Source organism: Flavobacterium sp. FG19, from assembly GCF_057809475.1.
This window is the reverse complement of the sequence record NZ_JBMDKA010000006.1, coordinates 1-24,033: the sequence shown is the minus strand read 5'-3', so window position 1 is coordinate 24,033 and position 24,033 is coordinate 1. Positions and strand designations below refer to the sequence as shown.

At 36.6% G+C, this 24,033-nt stretch carries 17 protein-coding genes; 4 read left to right on the top strand and 13 right to left on the bottom strand.

The genetic code is table 11. The features are described 5' to 3' along the window. Positions 1-25: 25 nt before the first annotated feature. From uvrA to ACODST_RS07775, 5 genes are all read right to left on the bottom strand, one after another. Complete coding sequence (uvrA, locus tag ACODST_RS07795; protein ID WP_488931555.1) at positions 26-2,857, bottom strand: excinuclease ABC subunit UvrA; 2,832 nt, start codon at positions 2,855-2,857, stop codon at positions 26-28. Between the two features lie 102 nt (positions 2,858-2,959). Beyond that, complete coding sequence (locus tag ACODST_RS07790; RefSeq protein ID WP_488931554.1) at positions 2,960-3,913, bottom strand: Fic family protein; 954 nt, start codon at positions 3,911-3,913, stop codon at positions 2,960-2,962. A 63-nt stretch (positions 3,914-3,976) separates the two neighbouring features. After that, positions 3,977-5,761, bottom strand: a complete 1,785-nt coding sequence (locus ACODST_RS07785; RefSeq protein WP_488931553.1) for a chloride channel protein — start codon at positions 5,759-5,761, stop codon at positions 3,977-3,979. An 85-nt stretch (positions 5,762-5,846) separates the two neighbouring features. After that, on the bottom strand, positions 5,847-7,529 hold the full coding sequence (gene ggt / locus ACODST_RS07780; RefSeq protein ID WP_488931552.1) for a gamma-glutamyltransferase: 1,683 nt from the start codon (positions 7,527-7,529) through the stop codon (positions 5,847-5,849). A gap of 30 nt (positions 7,530-7,559) precedes the next feature. After that, positions 7,560-8,144: an acyl carrier protein phosphodiesterase gene (locus tag ACODST_RS07775; protein ID WP_488931551.1), complete on the bottom strand. Its 585-nt coding sequence runs from the start codon at positions 8,142-8,144 to the stop codon at positions 7,560-7,562. Between the two features lie 212 nt (positions 8,145-8,356). Here ACODST_RS07775 and glmM point away from each other — a divergent pair, with 212 nt between their 5' ends. Next, a complete protein-coding gene (gene glmM, locus ACODST_RS07770) occupies positions 8,357-9,745 on the top strand; it encodes a phosphoglucosamine mutase (RefSeq protein WP_488931550.1) in 1,389 nt (462 codons plus the stop codon). 66 nt (positions 9,746-9,811) lie between these two features. Here glmM and ACODST_RS07765 read toward each other — a convergent pair whose 3' ends face one another. Both ACODST_RS07765 and ACODST_RS07760 read right to left on the bottom strand, forming a co-directional pair. Continuing rightward, positions 9,812-11,290, bottom strand: a complete 1,479-nt coding sequence (locus ACODST_RS07765; protein ID WP_488931549.1) for a glycosyl hydrolase — start codon at positions 11,288-11,290, stop codon at positions 9,812-9,814. 187 nt (positions 11,291-11,477) lie between these two features. After that, a complete protein-coding gene (locus ACODST_RS07760; protein ID WP_488931548.1) occupies positions 11,478-12,350 on the bottom strand; it encodes a lysophospholipid acyltransferase family protein in 873 nt (290 codons plus the stop codon). 111 nt (positions 12,351-12,461) lie between these two features. Here ACODST_RS07760 and ACODST_RS07755 point away from each other — a divergent pair, with 111 nt between their 5' ends. The 3 genes from ACODST_RS07755 (at position 12,462) to ACODST_RS07745 (ending at position 15,857) form a co-directional block, all read left to right on the top strand. Then, positions 12,462-13,100 carry a rhomboid family intramembrane serine protease gene (locus ACODST_RS07755; RefSeq protein WP_488931547.1) on the top strand — a complete coding sequence of 213 codons (639 nt, stop codon included), beginning with the start codon at positions 12,462-12,464 and terminating at the stop codon, positions 13,098-13,100. Positions 13,101-13,153: 53 nt separating this feature from the next. After that, complete coding sequence (locus ACODST_RS07750; protein ID WP_488931546.1) at positions 13,154-13,843, top strand: SIMPL domain-containing protein; 690 nt, start codon at positions 13,154-13,156, stop codon at positions 13,841-13,843. Between the two features lie 244 nt (positions 13,844-14,087). Beyond that, complete coding sequence (locus tag ACODST_RS07745) at positions 14,088-15,857, top strand: mechanosensitive ion channel family protein (RefSeq protein ID WP_488931545.1); 1,770 nt, start codon at positions 14,088-14,090, stop codon at positions 15,855-15,857. A 27-nt stretch (positions 15,858-15,884) separates the two neighbouring features. Here the strand turns inward: ACODST_RS07745 and ACODST_RS07740 are convergent, their stop codons facing one another. From ACODST_RS07740 to ACODST_RS07715, 6 genes are all read right to left on the bottom strand, one after another. Beyond that, complete coding sequence (locus ACODST_RS07740; protein WP_488931544.1) at positions 15,885-16,985, bottom strand: PepSY-associated TM helix domain-containing protein; 1,101 nt, start codon at positions 16,983-16,985, stop codon at positions 15,885-15,887. Between the two features lie 57 nt (positions 16,986-17,042). Further along, positions 17,043-19,421, bottom strand: coding sequence for a TonB-dependent siderophore receptor (locus ACODST_RS07735; RefSeq protein ID WP_488931543.1), 2,379 nt, complete (start codon positions 19,419-19,421; stop codon positions 17,043-17,045). 191 nt (positions 19,422-19,612) lie between these two features. Then, the gene (locus ACODST_RS07730) at positions 19,613-20,191 is read right to left on the bottom strand and encodes a DUF417 family protein (protein ID WP_488931542.1); all 579 of its coding nucleotides are present in this window, start codon (positions 20,189-20,191) and stop codon (positions 19,613-19,615) included. 72 nt (positions 20,192-20,263) lie between these two features. Continuing rightward, the gene (locus tag ACODST_RS07725; protein WP_488931541.1) at positions 20,264-21,121 is read right to left on the bottom strand and encodes a helix-turn-helix domain-containing protein; all 858 of its coding nucleotides are present in this window, start codon (positions 21,119-21,121) and stop codon (positions 20,264-20,266) included. 73 nt (positions 21,122-21,194) lie between these two features. Continuing rightward, on the bottom strand, positions 21,195-21,656 hold the full coding sequence (locus ACODST_RS07720) for a VOC family protein (protein WP_488931540.1): 462 nt from the start codon (positions 21,654-21,656) through the stop codon (positions 21,195-21,197). An 82-nt stretch (positions 21,657-21,738) separates the two neighbouring features. Beyond that, positions 21,739-23,028, bottom strand: a complete 1,290-nt coding sequence (locus tag ACODST_RS07715; protein ID WP_488931539.1) for a hypothetical protein — start codon at positions 23,026-23,028, stop codon at positions 21,739-21,741. Positions 23,029-24,033 lie beyond the last annotated feature (1,005 nt).

The window sequence follows — 24,033 nt, the reverse complement described above, 5'->3', positions numbered from 1 at the left end:
TTTTATTCCCGTATTTAGATTTTAATTATTCCAGTTCTTTTTTCAAAAACTTAGCGGTATAACTTTTTTTGTTTTTTGCGACTTCTTCAGGAGTTCCCTTTGCGACTAATTGTCCGCCGCCCTTTCCGCCTTCGGGGCCAATATCGATAATATAGTCGGCAAGTTTAATCACGTCCATGTTATGTTCTATTACCAGAATCGTATTTCCTTTATCGACCAGCTTGTTAATTACGTCCATTAAGACACGAATGTCTTCAAAATGAAGTCCTGTTGTCGGTTCGTCAAGGATATAAAAGGTGTTTCCGGTATCTTTTTTAGACAGTTCGCCAGCCAGTTTGATACGCTGCGCTTCACCTCCGGAAAGTGTTGTACTTTGCTGCCCGAGTGTAATATAGCCTAAACCAACATCCTGTATCGTTTTTACTTTTCGGTGAATCTTTGGAATATTTTCAAAAAACGGAACAGCTTCGTCTACCGTCATGTCCAAAACGTCCGAAATTGATTTTCCTTTGTATCGTATTTCCAGTGTTTCTCTGTTAAAACGTTTTCCCTGACAGGTTTCACATTCTACATACACATCTGGTAAAAAGTTCATTTCGATAGTTCTCACCCCGGATCCTTCACAGGTTTCGCAACGTCCGCCTTTTACGTTAAAGCTGAAACGTCCGGCTTTATATCCGCGGATCATACTTTCTGAAGTCATCGTAAAGAGATTTCGGATTTCGGTAAATACTTCGGTATAGGTTGCCGGGTTTGAACGTGGTGTACGTCCAATTGGACTTTGATCTATATCTATAACCTTATCAATATGTTCTAAACCTTCAATCTTTTTGTAAGGCTGCGGTTTTTTGACACCATTAAAATAATGAGCATTCAGAATAGGATAAAGTGTCTCGTTTATCAGTGTTGATTTCCCGCTTCCCGAAACTCCTGTTACACAAATTAACTGACCTAACGGAATATCGATGGAAACATTTTTAAGATTGTTTCCTGTTGCTCCGGTTAGTTTCAGGAATTTTCCGTTTCCTTTGCGTCGTTCTTTTGGGATTTCCAGCTTCATTTTTCCGTTTAGGTACTGGGCTGTAATAGTATCAGAGGCCAGCGTTTCTTTTGGTGTTCCGGTACTAATAATCTGTCCTCCGTATTTTCCGGCTTTTGGACCAATATCAATTACATAATCAGCTGTTTCGATCATGTCCTTGTCGTGTTCTACAACAATAACGGAGTTTCCGATGTCTCGTAATTGTTCAAGAGATTTAATCAGTTTTTCGTTATCTCTTTGGTGTAAACCAATACTTGGCTCGTCCAGAATATACAAAACACCTACCAGCTGTGAACCAATTTGTGTAGCGAGACGGATACGCTGCGCTTCCCCTCCTGAAAGTGATTTGGAACTTCTGCTCAAAGCCAGATAATTCAGGCCAACGTTCATTAAGAAATTTAAACGGTCTTTGATTTCTTTTACAACTTCAGAGGCGATTAAAAGCTGTTTGTCTGTTAAATGATGGTTCAGGTCATGAAACCAGGCCGTTAAATCGGATATATCCATATCACACAATTCGGTGATATTTTTTTCATTTACTCTAAAAAACAGTGCTTCTTTTTTAAGACGTGTGCCTTCACAAACCGGACAGTTGATTTCGTCCATAAAATCTTTTGCCCAGCGTTTTATAGTGGTTGTAGCGCTTTCATCGTATTGGTTTTTAATGAAATTTGAAATCCCTTCAAAGTCAATTTTATAATCACGCGTAACCCCCAGATCTTTTGAGCTGACCGTGAATTTATCTTTGCCGCCGTATAAAATCATGGTCATGGCTTCTTCCGGGATTTTTTCTATTGGATCTGTGATTTTAAAACCGAATTTTTCTCCAATAGTTTCCAGCTGTTTAAAAATCCAGGAGGATTTATATTCTCCCAGTGGAGCTAAACCGCCGCTTTTTATGGATAATTTAGGGTTTGGGATAATCTTTTTGACATTGATTTCGTGAACCGTTCCCAATCCGTTGCAATTTGGACACGCACCTTTTGGTGAATTAAAAGAAAATAAATTCGGTTCAGGATTTTGGTATGATATTCCGGTAGAAGGACACATTAAATTCCGGCTGAAATAACGCACTTCATTAGAATCCTGATCCAGAATCATTAAAACATCTTCTCCGTGATGCATGGCAGTATTGATACTTTCCGCCAATCGCTTTTGATTGTCCTCCGTATTCTCTATTACCATCCTGTCCACTACAATTTCTATATCGTGTGTTTTGTAACGATCCAGTTTCATTCCAGCCGCAAGGTCCTGAACTTCGCCATTTACACGAACTTTAAGAAATCCCTGTTTGGTAATCTGCTGGAATAATTCAGCGTAATGTCCTTTTCGGGCTTTAATTACAGGGGCCAGTATATTGATTCTTTTTCCGTTATAATCCTGAATGATCAGATTTTTAATCTGTTCGTCAGAATAGGAAACCATTTTTTCGCCTGTATTGTAACTGTAAGCATCAGCACCACGGGCGTAAAGAAGTCTCAGGAAATCATATATTTCAGTAATGGTTCCAACAGTTGATCTTGGACTTTTACTGGTTGTTTTTTGTTCAATCGCAATAACAGGAGAAAGTCCGTCAATTTTATCTACATCCGGACGCTCTAAGCCCCCCAGAAATTGTCTGGCATAAGCCGAAAAAGTTTCAATATAACGACGCTGTCCTTCGGCATAAATCGTGTCAAATGCCAAAGATGATTTTCCGGAACCCGAAAGACCTGTTATGACTACAAGTTTTTCACGCGGAATTGAAATATCGATATTTTTTAGATTATGAACTCTTGCACCAAGAACTTCAATAGTATTGTCTGTATCAAGCATAAATTTCAGCAAAAACGCAAAGTTACCACTTTGATTTGTTCTTTTAATACTCAATTGCAAAAGTTTATGTTACAATTAGTAACAAAATAACGCCAGCCTAAGCTAGCGTTTTCTTTTTCTTGCGGCCATATATTCTTCAATGGCTTCTTTGGTAGTATACCAGTTTCGGCCTTCTTTGTAAGCATCAATTTTACCGGTTCTGGCTAGTAAACTGACATATTCCTGACCATACGGAGTATCAGGTTCACTCACGATATCCGAAATACTTTGGTAATCGTAAGAGCTTCCCGGCATAGCGTTCAGATAAATGTTAAGTGTTCTTTCGAGTGCCTGACACATCAACAGTGTTAGTTTTTGATAATTGCCATTATTAGCCTGATTTAAAGCTTCATAATATTTCTTTCGGTCATTCTTAAGAATAATAGCAGGTGGAAAACCGCAGCGCATTAAAAGCAAATTCATACTTAAACGTACTGTTCGGCCATTTCCGTCAAAGAATGGATGAATCCAGACTAATTTATGATGGTAAATGGTGGCAAGTTCGATATCATTTAACCCTAACGGATTGGTATTAATAAAATCAATTAGTTCATCGAGATAATCGGAAACTTTATTGGCATTTGGAGGCATAAAATTTGCTCCCGAAATACGAACACCGCCATTACGGATACGGCCTGCAAAATCATCTTCAATAGAACGTAACACCAAACCATGGATTGAGAGAATATCAATACTTCGCAGTCTGTAGTTTTCATCAACTATAGAATACAAATAATCAATGGCTTTATCGTGATTATGGGTTTCGAAATGTTCTCTGAGGGATTTTCCTTTAATAGTAATACCTTCCTGAATGACCATTTGGGTTTCGCGTAAACTCATAGTATTGCCTTCAATACTATTGGAATTGTAAGTCCATTCGAGAGACAGGCTTTCCCTGATTTTATGCAGAGCAATATTGGGCAGCGGTCTGCTGGTTTGCAGTTCGTGCCTTTTCTGATACAATCGATCAAAAGTTGATTGAAATTCTGTTCTGTATGTTAAGTCTATATTCCACATTCCACAGCAAATGTATTTCTTAATATCGGATAAATAAAATTTTTAACACATCCGATAATAAGATTATTCAATTGTCATAGAGCGTAGTTTCATTCTGTAGGCTTCAAGTGCGATAGATTTTGAAATGATACCAAAATATTTATCATTTCGTAAAACTGGTAAAAACGCTGATTTTGATCTTTCAAATTTGGTCATTACAATTTCCATGCTGTCGTTAGATGAAATCGTAGCGGCCGGAGTTTTCATGACATCTTTAATTAAAGTGTATTTTACACGGTAAGCATTAAAAATAATTTCACGAATATCATTAAAATGAACCACCCCAACCAAATCCCTGTCGGCATTTACAACAGCAAAAACGACCTGATTAGAGTGAGAAATCAGGTCTACCAGCTTGCTTAAATGATCTTCAGGCGAAACGGTTAAATAATCAGTCTGGATAATGGTGTCGATATCCAGGGTAGATAATATATTAGAGTCTTTGTTACTGGTAAAGGCATGACCCTTTTTGGCCAGATTTTTTACGTCGAGTGAATATTTTTCAAAACGTTTGGAAATAGCAAAACTAATAGAGGAAACAATCATAAGCGGAATCATTAGTCCGTAACCTCCCGTGATTTCAGCAATAAGGAATATGGCAGTTAGCGGGGCATGGAATAATCCGCTCAGGATTCCGGCCATTCCTACCATAGTGAAATTACTGATCGGTAAATTGGACAAACCGGTTAAGCTGATAAGTTTTGAAAAAAAGTAACCCAGATAAGATCCTAAAAACAGGGAAGGGGCAAAATTCCCTCCGTTTCCTCCGCTTCCCAGCGTTAATCCCGATGCAAATACTTTTACCATCATCGTACAGCCTACAAAAAGAAGCAGAACCCATTGGTTGTTCCTGAAATCGGCAAAAAGAGTATTGTCTAACAATTGACCCGGATCGCTTTCAGACAGCGTTTTGATACTTTCATATCCTTCACCAAAAAGTGTTGGAAAAATGAAAATAAGAAAAGCTAAAAGAGAGGACCCAATCAAAGCTTTTTTGTAGGGATCAATTTTCATTTCCGAAAAATAATGCTCAACTCTTTGGAAGTTTCGGGCATAATAGACGGCTATAAATCCGGTCAGTAATCCAAGAATGACATAAAAAGGAATGTTATGATAATCAAAAGTTTCCTGTTTTTTAAAAGACAGAAGAATCGTTTCGTCCAGAACAATCGCCGATACCAAAGCTCCTGTAGCCGCAGAGATCATAATAGGGGTGAAGGCAGAAATACTCACATCTACCAATAAAACTTCAATGGCGAAAAGAACTCCTGCAATGGGTGCGTTAAATGCAGCGGCAATACCGGCAGCAACACCGCATCCAATAAGTAAAGTACGGTCTTTGTAAGCTAGTTTGTAATTCTGGGCATAATTGGAACCAAAAGCTGCTCCCGTAATTACGATAGGGCTTTCTAGTCCGGCCGATCCGCCTAAACCAACCGTTAATGAGCTGGTGACGATCTGAGCATACATTTGTTTTTTAGGAATAATACTCGCTTTTTTGGCAACCGCATATAAAATCTGAGATGTTCCTTTCTGGATAGTTCCGTTTAAAACTTTTTTAACCACAAAAACAGTAAGCACAATACCCACTATAGGCAGGATACTATTGATAAAACTCAGCTTGAGTATACTGTTGATATAAGTGGCAAACGAGAATACACTGTGAGCAAAAGTCTTTAAGGCAATTACGGCGAAAGCGCAGGAAATCCCCACCAAAACGCTGGATAAAAATATAAACTGTTTGGGTGTCAATATAGATTGCCCCAAAGCAATAATGCTTTCTAATCTTCGAAAAAGTCTTTTGATCATTGTTTGTTTAAAAAATTACGGAGAACACAAATTTAACTCTTAACATTCAATTTTCTATAATTTTTTCAATGAAAAAACTTTTTATTTAGAATCCGGCCGCTTTATCATCTCCCCTGAAATCGGCTCCTCCTTCAAGTGTACCGTCAGATAAAACCAGTATGGCATCAACTTTACCAATTACTGGTGTTGTATTTTCACTGATGAGATAACCTTTAGATTTTAAATCCTCTAACGTTTTATAGTTGAAAGCGCTGGGTTCAAAAGTAATAAGATCCGGAAGCCACTGATGATGAAAACGAGGTGCATTCACGGCAGCCTGCATGCTCATATTGTACTCATAAACATTTAAAATTGTTTGTAATACAGAAGTTATAATAGTTGATCCTCCCGGAGAACCTACTACCATATATAATTTTCCGTTTCTTTCCACAATTGTCGGAGTCATTGAACTTAACATTCTTTTTTGCGGGGCGATACTGTTAGCCTCATTTCCAACCAGACCAAACATATTTGGTGAGCCGGGTTTGGCACTAAAATCATCCATTTCGTTGTTTAGGAAAAAGCCTAATTCGTCGCAGTAATACTTAGAACCAAAACCATCGTTTATCGTAGTAGTCGCTGCAATAGCATTTCCAAAAGGGTCAACAATAGAATAATGGGTAGTTTCTGTACTTTCGCTGTAAGTTACTTTTCCTTCTTTCACATCAGAAGACAATGTTGCTTTTTCATGGTCAAAAGTAGACATTCGGTCTTTTAAATAAGTGTCAGATAAAAGTCCTTTAATAGGGATTTTTACAAAATCGGGATCACCTAAAAATTGACTTCTGTCGGCATAAGCCCTTCTTTCTGCTTCCACAATAACCTGAATCGACTGTTCTGAATTATGTCCCATCTTGGATAAGTAAAAAGGAGAAATCATTTTCATAATCTGGGCCAGACAGATTCCTCCGCTGCTTGGCGGAGCCATCGAGGTTACTTTTAAATCTTTGTAATCAAACTGCAGCGGAGTTCTCCATTTTGCTTCATAAGAGGCTAAATCTTTCAGGGTAATAATACCGCCTTTCTTTTTAAGATAATCAACTAATACCTGTGCTGTTTTTCCTTTGTAAAATTCATCTTTTCCGCCTTTCGAAATTCTCTTTAAAGTATTGGCCAGTGCAGGATATTTGATGGTGTCTCCTTCTTTAAACTTTCCGGCCATTAAGGTGTTCGGGCCATTTGCTTTTACAATGGCATCGTGATAGGCTTCCAGTTGCTTTTGTTGTTTCTTTGTTACTACAACTCCTTTTTCGGCAAGTGCAATTACAGGTTTTAGGATTTCAGACATAGGAAGGGAGCCGAATTTTTTATGAACGGCAAAAACTCCGGCGATGGTTCCGGGCACACCAATAGCCAGCGGACTTTCGGTGCTTTTTCCTTTTATTACATTTCCTTCTTTATCAAGGAACATATTTTTTGTGGCTGCAAGCGGTGCTTTTTCGCGGTAATCTAAACTTCCCACTTCACCATTTGCTTTTCGGTACACCATAAATCCGCCGCCGCCAAGATTACCGGCATATGGATAGGCAACGGCAAGTGCCAGTTCTGTAGCAGCCATGGCATCAAAGGCATTTCCGCCTTTTTTCATTATTTCAGTGCCAATTTTAGAGGCTTCTTCACGAGCCGAAACCACCATGGCTTTTGAAGCAGTTAAACCGGTTGGCTCAGCATTCTGCTGGGCAAAACTATAAACAGATATAAAATAAAATAAGATCGAAATTTTTTTCATAGTAACAATATATTTTATAAGCGGTTTGAATTATAATGAAAGTAATTTTTGATTTGATTTTTCCTGTATGTCTTCAAAAAAGTTAGTAAACTCCTCTTCAAATTCATTGTAAAATTCTTTTAATTCTTCACTTGCAAACTGCATTTTCGATATATTTTTCGATCTTCGGTCCATTTGAGTCAAAATTTGATGAATACCCTCTACTGTTCTGTAACTTAACAGCCAGTTTCTTTCGATCATATAAGGCATCAGCCCCTGTGTTTTTTCAGTCAGAATAGAATAGTTATCCTGTAGTGAGGTATAAAACCTGTTGATGAAATCTTCTAATTTTTCATCTGAATAATTACTCCAGTTTTTAGCTAAAAAATGATCATACACAATATCCACAATTACTCCTGAATAATGATGGTATTTTTCGTGAAGCCGTCTGGTGCTCTGTCTGAAAATATCGTGCGAATCAGTATAACTATCTATGAACCGGTGCAGGAGAATTCCTTTCTGGACCTCTTGCGGGAATTGTTCAAACTGTTTTCCGCGGATACCGTCGGCCATAAAATTACCAATTTTAATTAAGTCATTTTCACCGGAAAGATATATATGGGCTAGGAAATTCATTTTCTGTATTTTAATTTGCTGCGATTCTCAAATAGTTGAGGACCAAAGCTTATTCTTGTAAAAGTATAAAAACTTTTTTAAATCGTTTTGTTATATAATTCAGCTCTTTAACTTAAACATTTAACGCTAAATTTTAAAACTTAGCGTCTCACTATCCCAGAAGCTTAGTAACTTTTTTATATTTGTAATAAAAATAACCATAACTCACAAAGATGACTTTAATAAAATCGATCTCAGGTATACGCGGAACTATTGGCGGAAAAGTAGGAGATAACCTGACTCCTGTTGATGCTGTAAAGTTTGCATCGGCATACGGAACTTTTCTTAAAAATAATACTTCAAAAGAAAAACTGACCGTTGTTATTGGTCGCGATGCCAGAATTTCAGGGCCTATGATCCATAATCTGGTTGTAAATACATTAATCGGCTTAGGAATCGATGTAATTGATTTAGGGCTTTCGACTACGCCAACGGTAGAAGTGGCGGTTCCTCTTGAAAAAGCAGACGGCGGAATTATTTTAACGGCTTCTCATAATCCGAAACAATGGAATGCTTTAAAATTATTAAATGAAAAAGGGGAATTTTTAAGCGGTGCCGATGGTGCTAAAATTCTTGAAATTGCCGAAGCAGAAGCTTTTGATTTTTCTGATGTTGATCATTTAGGAGAAATCATTTCTAATGATGCTTATATGGATATTCATATTGACGAGGTCTTAAATTTACCTTTAGTTGATATTGAAGCTGTAAAAGAAGCCGGATTTAAAGTAGTTGTTGACGGAGTGAATTCATCGGGAGGGATTATTATTCCAAAACTTCTGAAACAAATGGGTGTCGAAGTAATAGAATTATACTGTGAACCAAACGGGCATTTTCCTCATAATCCGGAACCTTTAAAAGAGCATTTAACGGATATTTCGGAATTGGTAGTAAAAGAAAAAGCCGATTTTGGAATTGTGGTAGATCCTGATGTTGACCGTCTGGCTTTTATTAGTGAAGATGGAGAAATGTTTGGTGAAGAATATACTTTAGTTGCCTGCGCTGATTATGTTTTAAGTAAAACTCCGGGAAATACAGTTTCGAATATGTCATCTTCCCGTGCTCTGCGTGATGTAACAAAAGCTCATGGCGGGAGTTATGAGGCCAGTGCAGTTGGAGAGGTGAATGTAGTAGAATTAATGAAAAAGAATAATGCCATTATTGGAGGTGAAGGAAATGGCGGAATCATTTATCCTGAATTGCATTATGGAAGAGACAGCCTTGTTGGAGTTGCTTTGTTTCTAACACATCTGGCCAATAAAAAAATGACTGTTTCTGCTTTAAGAGCTTCTTATCCGGAATATTATATGAGCAAAAACAAAATTGAACTGACACCGCAGATTGATGTTGATGCTATTTTAACTCAAATGACAGAGAAATACAAAAACGAAGATATCTCGACTATAGACGGTGTGAAAATTGATTTTGCGGCAGAATGGGTGCATTTGAGAAAATCGAACACAGAACCTATTATTCGTATTTATACCGAAGCACCTTCGCAAAAAGCTGCTGATGATCTGGCACTGCGAATTATTGATGAAATAAAAGTAATTGCAGGGATTTAATCCTTTGTTTGTAATAAAGTTAAAGCCTCTTTCGTTAATTTGAAAGAGGCTTTTTTTGTTTAAATTTTAGTTTTTAATAATTTTTAAAGACTTCTTAACGGAGCCGTAGGCAACATTTACAATATAGATTCCTTTTGCCAGTTTCTCTCCAATCTTAATGTCTTCATTGGTATAATATGCATTGGAAGTAAAACAGATATCTCCTTTCATATCCGCTATTTTTATAAACAAAGGTTCTGTAACGGAAGATGTAATATGAAGTGTTGACTGAACTTTTACAGGATTAGGATAAATAGTAAAAGAATCTTTTTCTGCAGCAGGGTCATTTACGCCCAGATTTGCGGCAGTAACATCAATATAGTTGAAATTCATATTGTTTGATCTGAATTTGATTTTGAGATACACTTCCCCTTTTGGTAAGGTAACTCCGTTTACAATTTTATCAGCATAGGTCTGCAGGCCTCCGGTTGCCGGAAAAGTTTCCCCTGTTTTTACAACTGTATTATTAACCAGAATATCAAATTTTCCCGGGATAGATGGCGATGCAGCTCTAAAGGTTAAATTATAAGTTCCGGCATTAGTCACATTTAATAGAAATTCATTCCAGTCGCCATCATTTATAGCTGTTACGTTTTGTCCCGTTCCTGAATCGGTTGTATTTTGCAGATCAGTTCCTTTTCTTCGGTAATGTTTATTGGCTGTAATTCTGCCCGGAACAGTCATTTTTTTAGTGGTATAAGAAGTGTTGATATATTCCTCTCCAATAGGTTTCAGGACACCGCTTGCGGGGCTTAATAATTGTCCTTCGAGCATATCAGTCCAATTTGACGGAACGCGTCCGGTAAACCAGGAATACCTGTAAATGTCCGGATCATTTTCAAAATTAGTGATGATCTCCTTCATAAAGGTGATTTTTTGATCGGACGTCTGAATTACCCTGTTGGCAAATTCAGTAACCCAAATTGGACGGTTGTATTTTTTTAAAAGCCCTGTAACACCAATAACAGATCCGGAGGAGTTGTCATAAGTATGAAAAGCAATATAATCGACTTTACAATCTGGACATAAAAGAAAGAACTGATCATGCCATGCAACAGGACTTGAATAGCCGCCATAATTATCAGGGCCATTGAAGGCAGGAGACGCACTTACGATTTCCAGGTTTTTGGCTGCAGCGATTTTTTCTATATTTTTCCACGCATTTACAGCTTCCTGTGGTGTTAAACGCGCGCCGTCATTAAAATTAGGTTCGTTAAAGGCCAAAAGATATTTCGCCCCGGGTTTGATTCGGTTTATAAAAGCCTGTACATCGTTATCGTTTACTTTTCCCCAGGCCATTGGAACATATTCGACACCAATAGATTCGTAATTCGTATTCGTATCCTTTTCTGGTAAGGACCCCCAATTGTACCACCAGGAAATTCCCGGTTTAAGTGCCAGTAAATCCTGGGTTGAATTTTCTCCGTAAGCAATTCCTCTTTTCGGGCTTTGTGCAAAAATGACAGTTGAACAGCTTAAAAATAAAAAAAGAGACTTTTTAATCATGGTTAAATTTTTGATGGTTTTTTATTTGATTTAGGAACCTCAAATTTAGAAGGGTTTACTTAATTTCTGAATTAAAAAAATATTACAAAAACCCATCAAAAGACATTTTAAAGCAGGCAGAGCTTCTTTTAAATGGTATTCAAAAAAAAAGACCTAAAAGTTAATGATTACTTTTAGGTCTTTTTGACTATTGAACACGATGTTTCCATCTTTTATGTGTCCATAAATAATATTCAGGAGCTTCCAGAATTTGTTTTTCTACTTCTTTCAGGTATTTTTCGGTAATATCGAAATCGGCATATTCTTTAGGATCGTCTGCGATGGAAAGAAAAGTAGCTTCATAAAAACCTCTGGATACCTTTTTTACTTTCACCATAATCACGCTTAAATCATATTTTTTTGCCAGCATTTCGGCTCCGGTATGCACGGGAACCTCAATTCCCATAAATTTCATCGAATGAAAAATCCGGTCTAATTTTGGAGACTGGTCGCTGGCCAGGCCGTACATACTTAGTTTTCCGCTTCGCTGATTTTGTGCCATGGTTGGAATTGCCTTTCGGGTTTCAACCATTTCAGTTTTGTACTTGGAACGTATTTTTCGAATGAGTTTATCAAAATACGGATTGGCAAGTCTTTTATATACGGCAATTCCCTGAAATCCTAATTTAGGGTTTATTGTTAAAAGCCATTCATAACTGGCATAATGCGAAGCAACCAGAATCACACTTTTTCCTTTTTTCGCATAATCCTGTACTAATTCGATATTTGTTACCTGAAATCTTTTCTCCATTTCTTCGGGCGAAATGCTCATAGTTTTGATCATTTCCAGAAACATATCGCACATATGGTGATAGAATTTTTTTTCAATTGTTTTTCTCTCTGCATCGTTCAGATTTGGAAACGTCATTGCCAGATTTTCGCGTACCACTTTTTTGCGGTACCCAATAACTCTATAGACTAAAAAACAGACGAAATCTGAAAAAAAGTAAAATAAGCGAAATGGAAGTATAGAGATCAGCCAGAGTAATGGATAGGCTAATAAATAAACAATAAACTGCATGAAATTTTTTCTGCAAATATAACGTAAAAATGAATAGGGTGTGATATTTTAGATCGACATCGACTTATGTTTGATATTGATTATCTTTACCACTCAAATTTACTTTTTTATATGAATGTTATCTTAATCGGAATTATTGCTGCAAACGTCCTTTTTAGTTATAAAGGATTTAATGATCTTTATTTTTTCAGAAAATACGAATTCCATGTAGGGAGTATCCGTGCCGGGGAACAAATCAGAATGATCTCTTCAGGATTTCTGCACGTAGATATCATGCATTTGGTTTTTAATATGTATACTCTTTGGATTTTTGCTCCGGTTGTGGCAGAACTTCTCGGAAATTTTTCTTTTGCCCTGGTGTATTTTGGAAGTCTGATTTTTGGAAGTCTTTTAACCATGTTATTTCATAAAAACGATTATAGTTATCGTGCTGTTGGTGCTTCGGGAGCTGTAACAGGGGTTTTGTATTCGGCAATTCTGCTGCAGCCGGATATGATGCTGGGCATATTTTTTATTATTCCGATGCCTGCTTATCTTTTCGGGATTTTATATTTATTGTATTCTATTTATGGAATGAAAGCCAAAAATGACAATATTGGGCATACAGCTCACTTTGGAGGTGCTGTAGGAGGCTATTTGATTACTTTAATAAAACAACCGTCGCTGTTTGTTGACAATACTCTGATGGTAATCCTGCTGGCAGTTCCGATTATTATACTTTTTGGAATGGCTAAATTGGGAAAACTATAATGCTGGCATAACTTTTGAAATGCCTTTTTTGAATAATTTAAAATATCACAAAAATGAAAAAACTAGTATTATTTTTAACAATCATGTTTATGACTATGTCTTACGGCCAGGAAACCAAGCAGATTCCTCAAATTAATGTAAACGGGGAAGGAAAAGTAAAAGTAGCCCCTGATCAGGTTTGTATTTCAGCTACGGTTGAAACGAAAGGGAATAATGCTAAAGATGTCAAAAAACAAAATGACGAAAAAATAGATGCTGTTTTAAAGTTCATTAAAAAGATGAATGTTCCAACAGCCGATTTTAAAACAAAACAGGTAGCGCTTAATCCGCAATACGATTACGAAAAAAAGAAAACTACTTACAATGCGACACAGACTGTTGAAATAATCCTGAAAGATTTGTCTAAATATGATGAATTAATGGAAGGTTTGGTACAACAGGGAATCAATCGTATCGACCGGGTTTCTTTTGAATCATCTAAATTAACACAGCTGCAGTCTGAAGCCAGAAAATTAGCGATGAAAGATGCTAAGACAAAAGCCGAAGATTATGTTTCGGTTTTAGGACAAAAAGTAGGTAAAGCTTATGTGATTTCTGATAATTCACAAATCTACAACCCGAGACCTATGTATGCGGCCATGAAAAGTGAAATGATGGATGCTACCGGTGCTTCAAATGAAACACTGGCCATTGGAGAAATTGAAATTACAGCTAATATAAGTGTAAGCTTTGTATTAGATTAAATTTTATAATTTTCAATATATCAAAAACCAAGTTCCAGTTTATTGGAATTTGGTTTTTTTTTGCTCTCCATAAACAAGTTTTTTTTTTTGTTTTTGATAAAGACATTTTGGTGTTGAAAACGGTTTGCCTGTCAAACATTTGGTATGTGCCTTTAGGAATGGTTTATTTTTTGGATTGAAAGGTTTTAATCTTCTTCTATAATTTCTTATTTTTAGTATTCTAAACCAGTAAAATAAATAAACCATGACTTTAGGTATTAAGCGTTTACTGTCTTATCTGCTTTTTTTTTCTGCAGTGCTGCTAACTCCGGATACGGCTTCCGCTCAGCTGTTAGGTTCAAAAAACACAAGCGAAGAACCCGCAAAAACTCCCGAAGATTCTCTCGGACGAAGAACGCCTCAGGGAACTGTTAACGGATTTATTAAAGCAATTGGCGATCAGAATTACCTGCGTGCCAGTCAGTATTTTGTACTTAGTAAACGTTCGTACCGTAAAACAGCTGAAAGGATACGAATAGCCAAAACTTTTCAGCAGCTGCTGGATCAGGGCGGTAATTTATCACCTTCTTCTATTATCAGTAATAAAGAAACCGGACGTACCGATGATGATTTGGCAACCGGCGTGGATCATGTGGGAAGTATATCTGCTAACAAAACAACGATACAGCTTTATGTAGAAAACCAGGCCGATGACAGCCAGCCTGCCCTGTGGCTTTTTTCAGCAGAGACAATAGAATCTATTGTATCAGCTGATATTAAAGGAGAAAAAACTTTTTTAGACAGAATACTGCCAGGTGTTTTAAAAGAAAAAAAACTGGGAAATGTACCTATTGGTCATTGGCTTATAGTGATACTTATGACGGTATTGTCCTATCTGCTTTCAAGAATCCTGATTTCTGTACTTGGTTTTGTTATACAGAAGGTCTGGAAAAAAGCTGACAGTGAAAAAGGAACAGCTATCATTGAGGCATTAACACTGCCGGTTCATATGTATCTTACGGTAATTTTGTTTGTGGCTTTTACCCAGCGAATGGGAATTTCTATAATTGTCCGACAGCGTTTTAGTATTATCATTATCACCATTGGAGTTCTGGCTTTTTTAATATTGTTGTGGAGAATGACCGACTTTGTCAGTATGTTTACCCGCAGCCGGATGAGTAAAAGCGGCCGTATATCGACCATATCGGTAATATTATTTTTAAGCAGAACAACCAAGGCTGCTATTGTTTTTGTAGGGATTATCGCAATACTCGGTATTATTGGAGTCGATGTTACTGCCGGACTTGCCGCTCTGGGGATAGGAGGGATCGCACTGGCTTTGGGAGCACAAAAAACAATTGAGAATTTTGTGGGCAGCGTAAGCCTTATTGCCGATCAGCCGTTAAGGGTAGGGGATTACTGTCGGGTTGATGATATTAAAGGCACTGTAGAATCGATAGGGATGCGTTCTACCACACTGCGTACTTCGGCACGTACGATTGTCACGATTCCTAACGGACAGTTATCAGCCAGTAAAATAGAAAATTTTGCTCATCGGGATCGTTTTATTTTTAATCCGGTATTTACTTTCAGGATGGAAACCACACCGGATCAGCTGCGATATCTGCTGGTAGAGCTCAGGTCATTATTGTATGCCCATCCCGCAGTTTTAAATTCGCCTCCTATTGTACGTTTTACAGGCATTACTGCTGATGCCTTAAAAGTAGAGATTACGGCCTATATAGAAGCGCTAAACTTTGAGACCTCACAGGAAATACAGGAAGACCTTTTATTGAGGATGATGGATATTATTGAGCAAAGCGGAACTTCATTAGCTTATCCGTCACAGACCCTTTATATGGCCAGAGACCTTTCTCCTTCAGTTGAAAAGACGGCAGTGGTTTCGGAAATGGTTAAAAAGTGGAAAGATAATAATGAATTGCAGCTGCCTAAATTTGATCCTAAACGTGTAGAAGAATTAAGAAATAGTATTCCCTATCCGGATAAAGGCAGTTTTAATCCTGAAAAGGATTAAAACTAATAAACATACAAGAAACTATTTTCAGGTTTTTATCTTTACGGATTTAGATTTCTTTTTTCCTTTTTTCCACCAGATGATAAAGCCTGTTACAGGCAGCGATGCCCCAATAAGACTCACCAGGCTCCAAATTATTTTTCCGGCTAAACCAAAGAAAACTCCGGTATGCAGATCATGGTTGCTGGCTTCATAAACATCTGCCGCAGTATTGTCTTTGTATAATTTTGTCCGCAGTATCTGTCCGGTTTTTCCATCGAAGAAAATGGTGTTTTGTTTTCTTGCCCAGTCATTTGGATACGTCATTCGTAAGCGCAGTTCGCCTGTTTTTCTGATGGAAAACGAAACGGAGACTGCTCCCGGGTATCTGGAATTGGCACTTTCATAAATGGTATTGTATCTTACCGGAATGGTGGTTGAATCTATTTTTTGATTAGAAACTACTTCATCTCCTTTTCTTAAAGTACTTCCGGTTACTAAACTTACCGTTTTTTTAACCGTATCATATCTGAAGTAAATCCCTGTAAAGGCAATTAAAAGTAAAACAAGAGAAGCGTAAAACCCTAAAACCTGATGGAGATCATAGTTGATTCTTTTAAAAGAACCGCTCCATTTTATTTTTAAAGATTGTTTTATTAAGCGTCTTTGGTTTGGAAACCATAATACAAGTCCCGTAAGGAGCATGATAATAAAAATGATCACAGACCAGCCCTGAACCAATTCTCCAAATTCGCCCAAAAGCAAAGTACGGTGTATTTCCAATACAACATTTAACCAGTCGGCATTCTGCTTATTGATTAAAGTTCCGTCATAAGGATTAAAATAGTATGTTTTTTTCTTTTTCGTTGAAATCTCAACTGCTGCATTGGCTTCTTCCCGGTTTATTTTCAGAGCCGTGATTTTAAGTTCAGGTTCCAGACGTTCATAATTTTCAATTATTACTTTCAGCCCTATAAACGACTTTTGCTGGGCGGGAACATGAAGGTATTCTTTGTTTGAAAAATCACGGATTTCTTCTTCAAAAACATACAGAAATCCTGTTATACTTATTATAAAAACAATGAGGCCCGATGCTAAACCGAGCCACAAATGTATTTGTCTTATAGTGTTTTTAAAACCTTTGGTCATAATTTGTAATAAAATCCAAATGTAGATAATATCATTTAAATGGTCTTATTTAAAACCTTAGAATTTAAGGGTAATATTTCCTGTAACTCTTGTTGGGTTTTGAGCTGCTAAACGATATGACCAGTATTTTTCATTCGTAAGGTTATCTACTTTGATACCCAGTCTGTATTTCGGTCTGTCATAAAAAACAGAAGCATCTAAAACAGTGTATTCCGGAATCTGGAATTTAAAAGTGGCAGTATTAGTCTGGTAATACTGGCTTCCGTAAATTCCCCCAACTCCAAATCCAAGACCGGATGCTGCACCTTCAGTTAATCGGTAACTTGCCCAGAGATTAGCCGTTGTTGGTGAGCCTGCTGTAGTTGGTCGTAAACCATTTGTTGCCGGACTTGCTTTTGTTAATCTGCTGTCATTATAGGTATAACCGGCCACAATGTTTAAACCTTTAATTGGATTTGCAATAAGTTCGGCTTCAAAACCTTTGCTTAACTGTGTTCCGTCCTGAATCTGAAAATTAGCATGATCCGGATCATCACGGGTTATATTGGTTACTTTAATATCATAATAACTTAAAGTGGCGCTGATTTTATTAAAGTCAAACTTGAATCCGCCTTCTAGCTGATTGGCCTGATTAGGTTTAAAAGTGTCTCCGTTAAAATCAGAACCTCCCACATTGTTAAATCCGTTCATATAATTAGAGAATACAGAAACTTTGTCTTTAACAATTTGATAAACCGCTCCAAATCTTGGAGAAAATGCAGTCTGGTTGTAATTACCTGTAGTAGTATTAGTACTTGGATAATAGGCACCTTTATTGATGTAACGGTCAGCTCTAAGTCCGGCCATTACGATTAATTTATCGGTTACGTTTAGTACATCAGACACATAAGCACTGTATGTTTTTTCGTTATTGGATGTGAAGTTGACATAGGTGGCAGATGCAAACATTGGTTTTATTTTGTCTATGGTAAAATTATTGTAAGCATCACCAGGTTCTCTGAAATTAAGAGCCGGCATGTTTACAGATGCATCATTACGTGTGGCACGAAGGCTGTAGAAATCAAAACCGGCTACAACTCTGTTACGAAGGCTTCCAATTTTAAAGTCCCCGTTAAAATTCTGCTGAATATCGGTTCCGTAATAAGGATAATCCTGATTAGTAACTTGCTGCCTAAGCGTTTCGTTACTCAGCATAGTCAATTGTACAACATAACCTTCAGAAGATGATCTTGTACGGGAAACAATAGTCTGCGATGTCCATTCTTCAGAAATTTTATACTTTAGCTGGGCAAAGATATTGTACTGCTGACTGGTATAATTAACCGTGTTATTGGCAAATGAAAGTTTATAAGGAATCCCTAAATCTTCAATGCTGTGAGCTGTGGCATCAGTTTTTGTGTAAGGTGCCAGACGTGTTGGCGAAGTTCCTTTTGATGCACTGAACTCGGCATCAATAAGTAATGTCAGTCTTTCGTTTATATCATAAGAAAAACTAGGTGCGATGAAAAAACTTCTGTTAAACCCGGCATCCTGAAAACTTCTTTCGCTGTGCAGGGCGGTATTAATTCTAAAAAGAGCTGTTTTTTCTTCATTAAGCGGTGTATTAATATCAGCGGTTAAACGATTTAAATCCCAGTCACCGGCTGAATACGATACTTCACCTTTAAAGAAATTAAAAGGTTTTTTGGTAACTCTGTTAAAGAGTCCCCCGAAAGAAGAAATCGTACTTCCAAATAAAGTTGCTGAAGGTCCTTTAATTACTTCAATACGCTCTAAGTTAGAAGGATCGATCGTGGTATATGTAAAACTGCCCACTCCGTTTCTTACCAGCTGGGGTGTAGCAAAACCTCTGGAGATATTGGTAGTTCTTCCCTGGTTTCTAACCTCGGCAATACCTGCACCGGGAACGTTTTTAAAAGCACTGTTATAATCTGTTATAACCTGCTCCTTCATGAGTTCTTTACTTACAATGGTATACACCTGAGGGTTTTCCATGTTTTTTAGTTTCATTTTTGAAACTTCTTCACTTTCTTTTCTCGCAAATCGGTTTCCGCCGGAACTTACAATTACTTCTTCTAATTTCTGAGAAGTATAGGTCAGTTCAAAATCAGCGGTCGCTTCAATAGTATTCTGGTCAACTGTAACAGTAACCGGAGAAGATTCGTAACCGTTTAATTTTATTTCTACTAAATAGGTTCCAAAAGGGATATTTTTTAGTTGGTAAGTACCGTCAGAATCCGTAGTTGTTGTTTTGTTCAATTCGGAGATTTTTATCGCGGCACCCTGTAAAAAATTTCCATCTTTTAGGACTGCCTTACCTGAGATTGTTCCGTAAGACTGAGAGAAAGCTGTTTCTGAGCAAATAAATAGGATCAAAAACAGTAGAAACACTTTTGTTAAAGCATTGCTTTTAAGTGTTTTAAGTTTTGTTTTCATGTGAAATATTTGTAATTAATTCTTATTTAGACTGAATACAAATGTATTGATTGAAACAGAACTTTTTATACTAAGATTAAAATTTTATTAAAAAATAATTAGAATGGCTGTATATTCTTTAAGGTTTCAGGCTAGAGAGAGCAGGTAAATTCATTATTTGTACAGGTGCCTTTATTTTCGGTAATAGATTTTTAGAACCCGGAGGTTTTACTGTCGTTTTCCTTTAAATAAAATTGGGCAGTCTGACTTAAGGTGATCAGGGCACCTCCCAGAATTACGATGTCTTTAAGAACGAGTCTTCCGCGTCCCGAAAGAAAAGGAAAACCATAATCGGAATCACCAAGATCCGGGACCCAGCTTTCGGGTGTTGTAATAAGGAATGATAAAGTGCCCAATGTCATAAGTATAATCAGGACACTGCCAGCCATACTCCATAACGGCAGTATTTTGTAAAGGGCGAGAAGAATACCAAGGATAATTAAAAAAATACCAAGTCCCTCTGAAAATCCGTAGGTATTATTCTGAACATGCCACTGATGATTTTCCTTTATAAACTCTCCTTCTTTATTTTGATGAGATTTATACTCTTCCGGCGTATTATAAAAGAAACTCATAAAAGGACTATTGGCAGCAAAAGGCACGATGCCGTCTGCTTCATAGGTGAATAATTTAAGAGCACCTATCCAGATAAAAACTACGACAATGCCAAATCGGGTTACATTTTTGGCAAGATCTTCTAATTTGGCGAGTTGAATGATAAAATGTTTCATGATGTAATTTGTTTTTTTGTTATAACAAAGTTACATACGGCATCTAGCCTGAAACATGGATAAAAAGTGATATTACCTGTACAAATCTGCAGCGATTGAGATGCCGGTTTTTTCCCTGAAAGTCTGAGGGGATTCATTAGTGAATTTTTTGAAAACACGGCTGAAATAGAATTCATCTTTGAAATGAAGTGCGAAAGCAATTTCCTTAATGCTTTTTCGGCTCAGATGAAGTTTCTTTTTGGCTTCCAGTATTAGCCTTTCAGTAATGATTTGTGAAGGTGTTTTTCTGAAATACTTATTACAGCGTTTTGTAAAGTTGTTGGTTGACATTCGGAGAAGATCAGCATAGTCAGCAGGTTTTCTAAGAGTCAGAAAATTATCTTCAAGTAAACTTTTAAAACGCTCCATTTCTTCATCCCGGGTTACGTAATCAGAGTTCTTATCGAGTTCACGGGTTTTGATCTGACTGGATTTTGCTAAAAAAAGCTGGAGCAATGATTTGAGCACTATATCTGAAGGAGCCGGAGCAGAAAGTTCCTGCGTAATCTGGTCGCTGAGAGTATTGAAAACATGCTGATCGATAAGTTCTAGTTTAACTGATGGTTCTATGTAAATATTGTTAAAGAGCAAACCGTTGCAGGCAACTTCTTCACGGTGGTATTCTATGCAGTAAAAATCACTATGAAACTGTAATATCTCGTATTGAATTTTATCTGTTTCTTCAATATAAATAAGCTGCAAAGGAGTTGCAAAAAGCATTACGGGACCTTTAAAAGGAAAAGTTCCAAAATCAGAATAAAAGGTTCCTTCTCCTTCTTTGATGAGTATAATAGTATATTCATTAAACTGAACAGGCTGGCTTAAAATATTCTGTTTTACCTTTTGAAGACTTAATAAATTAGTACCGGATGATGATTTGAAATGAGTCATATAAGACCTGTTTGCTTTTATTGGACAATAAAATAGAGCCGGGATTACTGTTAGGAAACGTATATACTTTTAATTAATTCTCCTGAAAGGCGTCATTCATAAATTCCTGAAGTCCCGATTCTTCTAGTATTTCAATAGAGAAATCACCAAAGCGTTTAGGAAGCCAGATAATTCGGATTCCGCTTGGAGTATTCAGTTTTTCTTTTGATAAAGGTTTTCCGTTTTCATCTTCAGGCAGGACACCAGAAGCGATTAATTCATCAAAGACGGCTTCAATATCAGGAGCCGAATAACAGTGTCGGTAAATAGTTCCTTCGCCTTTATGGTCCAGCAGTTCTTTAAGGTTTCCTGAAAATGGCTGTACGAGCATAAATTTTTCCTGACCTATTCTAACAATGGCATACGTAACATGAAGCTCATCTCTCTGCCAGGTGAACTTTTTTGAAATTGAGGCCCCGAGTGTTTGGGAATAGTAATCGCAGGCAGTTTGAAGGTCTTTTACTAAAATATCGATGTGGCTGAATTTTAGTTCCATTTACTTGAATAGTATTAAAAAAAAATTGCTGTACTAAAATTTATTATAGTACAGCAAAATATAGAGTGTTATAAATCTTTATTTATTTACCGCTGGAAGCTGTTATTTTTCCTAACTGAAGTCTGAAGTCAGGTCTTCTGGCGTTGTATACATCAACAAAAGTTTCTTTATTATCAGTTTGTGAGTAAACATTAAAGAAGATACTGTTGCCGTACCAGTTTTCTAAATCAGCATTATCACTTCTGTTTTCTGTAAATATGTTTCCGCTGCATTGGTTGAAAAACATTTCTTCAAATTTGATTTTCTTTAGGTTTTCTGAATTAACTTCAGTTTTACTGTCTAAAAGAACTGCAGGGTTAAAACCGGAAACCACACTTCTTTTTAATTCCAAAGAGGCATTTTCTCCAACATATACAGCTTCTTTTACCAGACCTGCCTGAATATCGCCTTTAATATTTTCACTGTCATTTAACATTGTAATATTCGAAGCGGCAACGTAAGTCGCTTTTTTGGTAAAGTCAGTTTCGCTTTTCTTTTCATAAGCTTTTACTTCCAGACATCTTGAACCATCTTTATTACTTGATAAATAAGAAGATCTAACGGCTAAAGAATTGTATAAACGACACTGGATTCCCTGAGTGAATTTAAAATCATCGTTAATTGATTTATAGGAAACCAATTGAGAAGCATTTACATCTCCACCGTAGAAAGCAAATGAATCACCTCCTGAGTAACTCACCATGATGTTCTCAAGAATTGTTTTATTTCCTACTCCGGCAACAGTCAGTCCGTTAAAAGTATCGGCTCCTTTTACTTTTTTACCTGCAAATTCAATTCTCACATATTTTAAGACACCAGAGTTTCCGGCTGTGTTGCTTCCTCCGTATACAGTAAGAGAAGGATCAAGGTCCATATTATAAGAACCGGCACTTCCAAATTTATTAATAGGAGCGTCACCAAGAATTACCACTCCTCCCCAGTCTCCGGCTTTTTTCATACTGCGGTTTGAGGTAAATATAATAGGATCTGTTTCCTGACCTTGTGCCATGATCTGAGCTCCTTTTGTGATAACCAGTGTTCCTTTAGAATCAGCATCACCAATAATTACGGTACCAGGCTCAATAGTAAGAACAGCATTGTTAGTTACATAAACATTTCCCTGAAGAATATAAACATTCCTCTTCAGAAGTTTTGTGTTCTCAGTAATATTTCCGGCTAAAATTTGATTTGCTTCTTTGGACTCAGTTTTATGAGGTTTAAATTCGGTCCAATTGTCCAGCCAATTATTGTATCCAATAATTCCTTTTTCCTGTTGTGCGTTTACGCCGGCAGCTGTCAGCAGTAAACAAATCATTAGAGTAATTTTTTTCATAGTCTTGGGGGCTATTTGGTATTATACAATTTTTGTACACCCGGAAGCGAAGTGGTATTCAAAACAGCTGTTTTTGATCTTCGGGAATCAATCGGGTAAGAATTTATTCTTAACAAAAGTTGAAAATAAAAGTACCAGAGTCGTTTTCCTGTGGTGTGTATTACAAAAATAAGTAAATTGATTAGAGTTTTAAGGTGCTTTACTCATATTTAACATTTGTGGAAGTAAATTTAACATGTGAATGATTTCAAAATTAAGGATTTGTAAATGAAATATCTTTTGATGATTTGGAAATTAAATTGTTAAAATATTGAATATTAATGTTTTGTGTTTTGTTTTGAGGTGATTGTTCTTTATGTTGTTAAATTTAGTGTGCTTACTGTTTTTTATTGCTGGGATTCAGAAATAATGTAGACTATTGTGGTAATTTGTGTTGTAATTGTTATGCTGGTATTATATAGAAGATAATACGATTGTTTTAAACCCGAAAAAAGGAGGGAAATGTCGTTATGTTAAACAGGAAGGAATATATTTAAAAATGTAGATTCTTTTTTAGTTTTAGGATTAGCTGCTTTTGATGGTGCTGGTAATTAAACGGGATAATTGTATAATATGTATATGTATATGTATATGTATATGTATATGTATATGTATATGTATATGTATGGAGATAATTGATATGTTTCAAAAGGTATTTAGTTATATAAGTGGAATGTATATGATATTAAGGTAGAAAGAGGTTTATTTTAATAAGGTATGTATTTAGTAAAACAGATTTTGGTTGTTTGTTGTGAATCTAACGGAGTATTTAATTGGTTGTTGATGATTTTAAGATAAGATTCTTAGTGTTGTTTAATGTGTAGAAACGTGTTTGAGGTGGTTTTGGATTGCGATATTCGTAAAATCAGGATAATACAACAGGCTCGAAATAAAGAAAAAGCAATGTAAAGAAGAAAAACCCCACAGGAATATAAAAAAAATTAAAATGTAAACAAGCTGTTACCA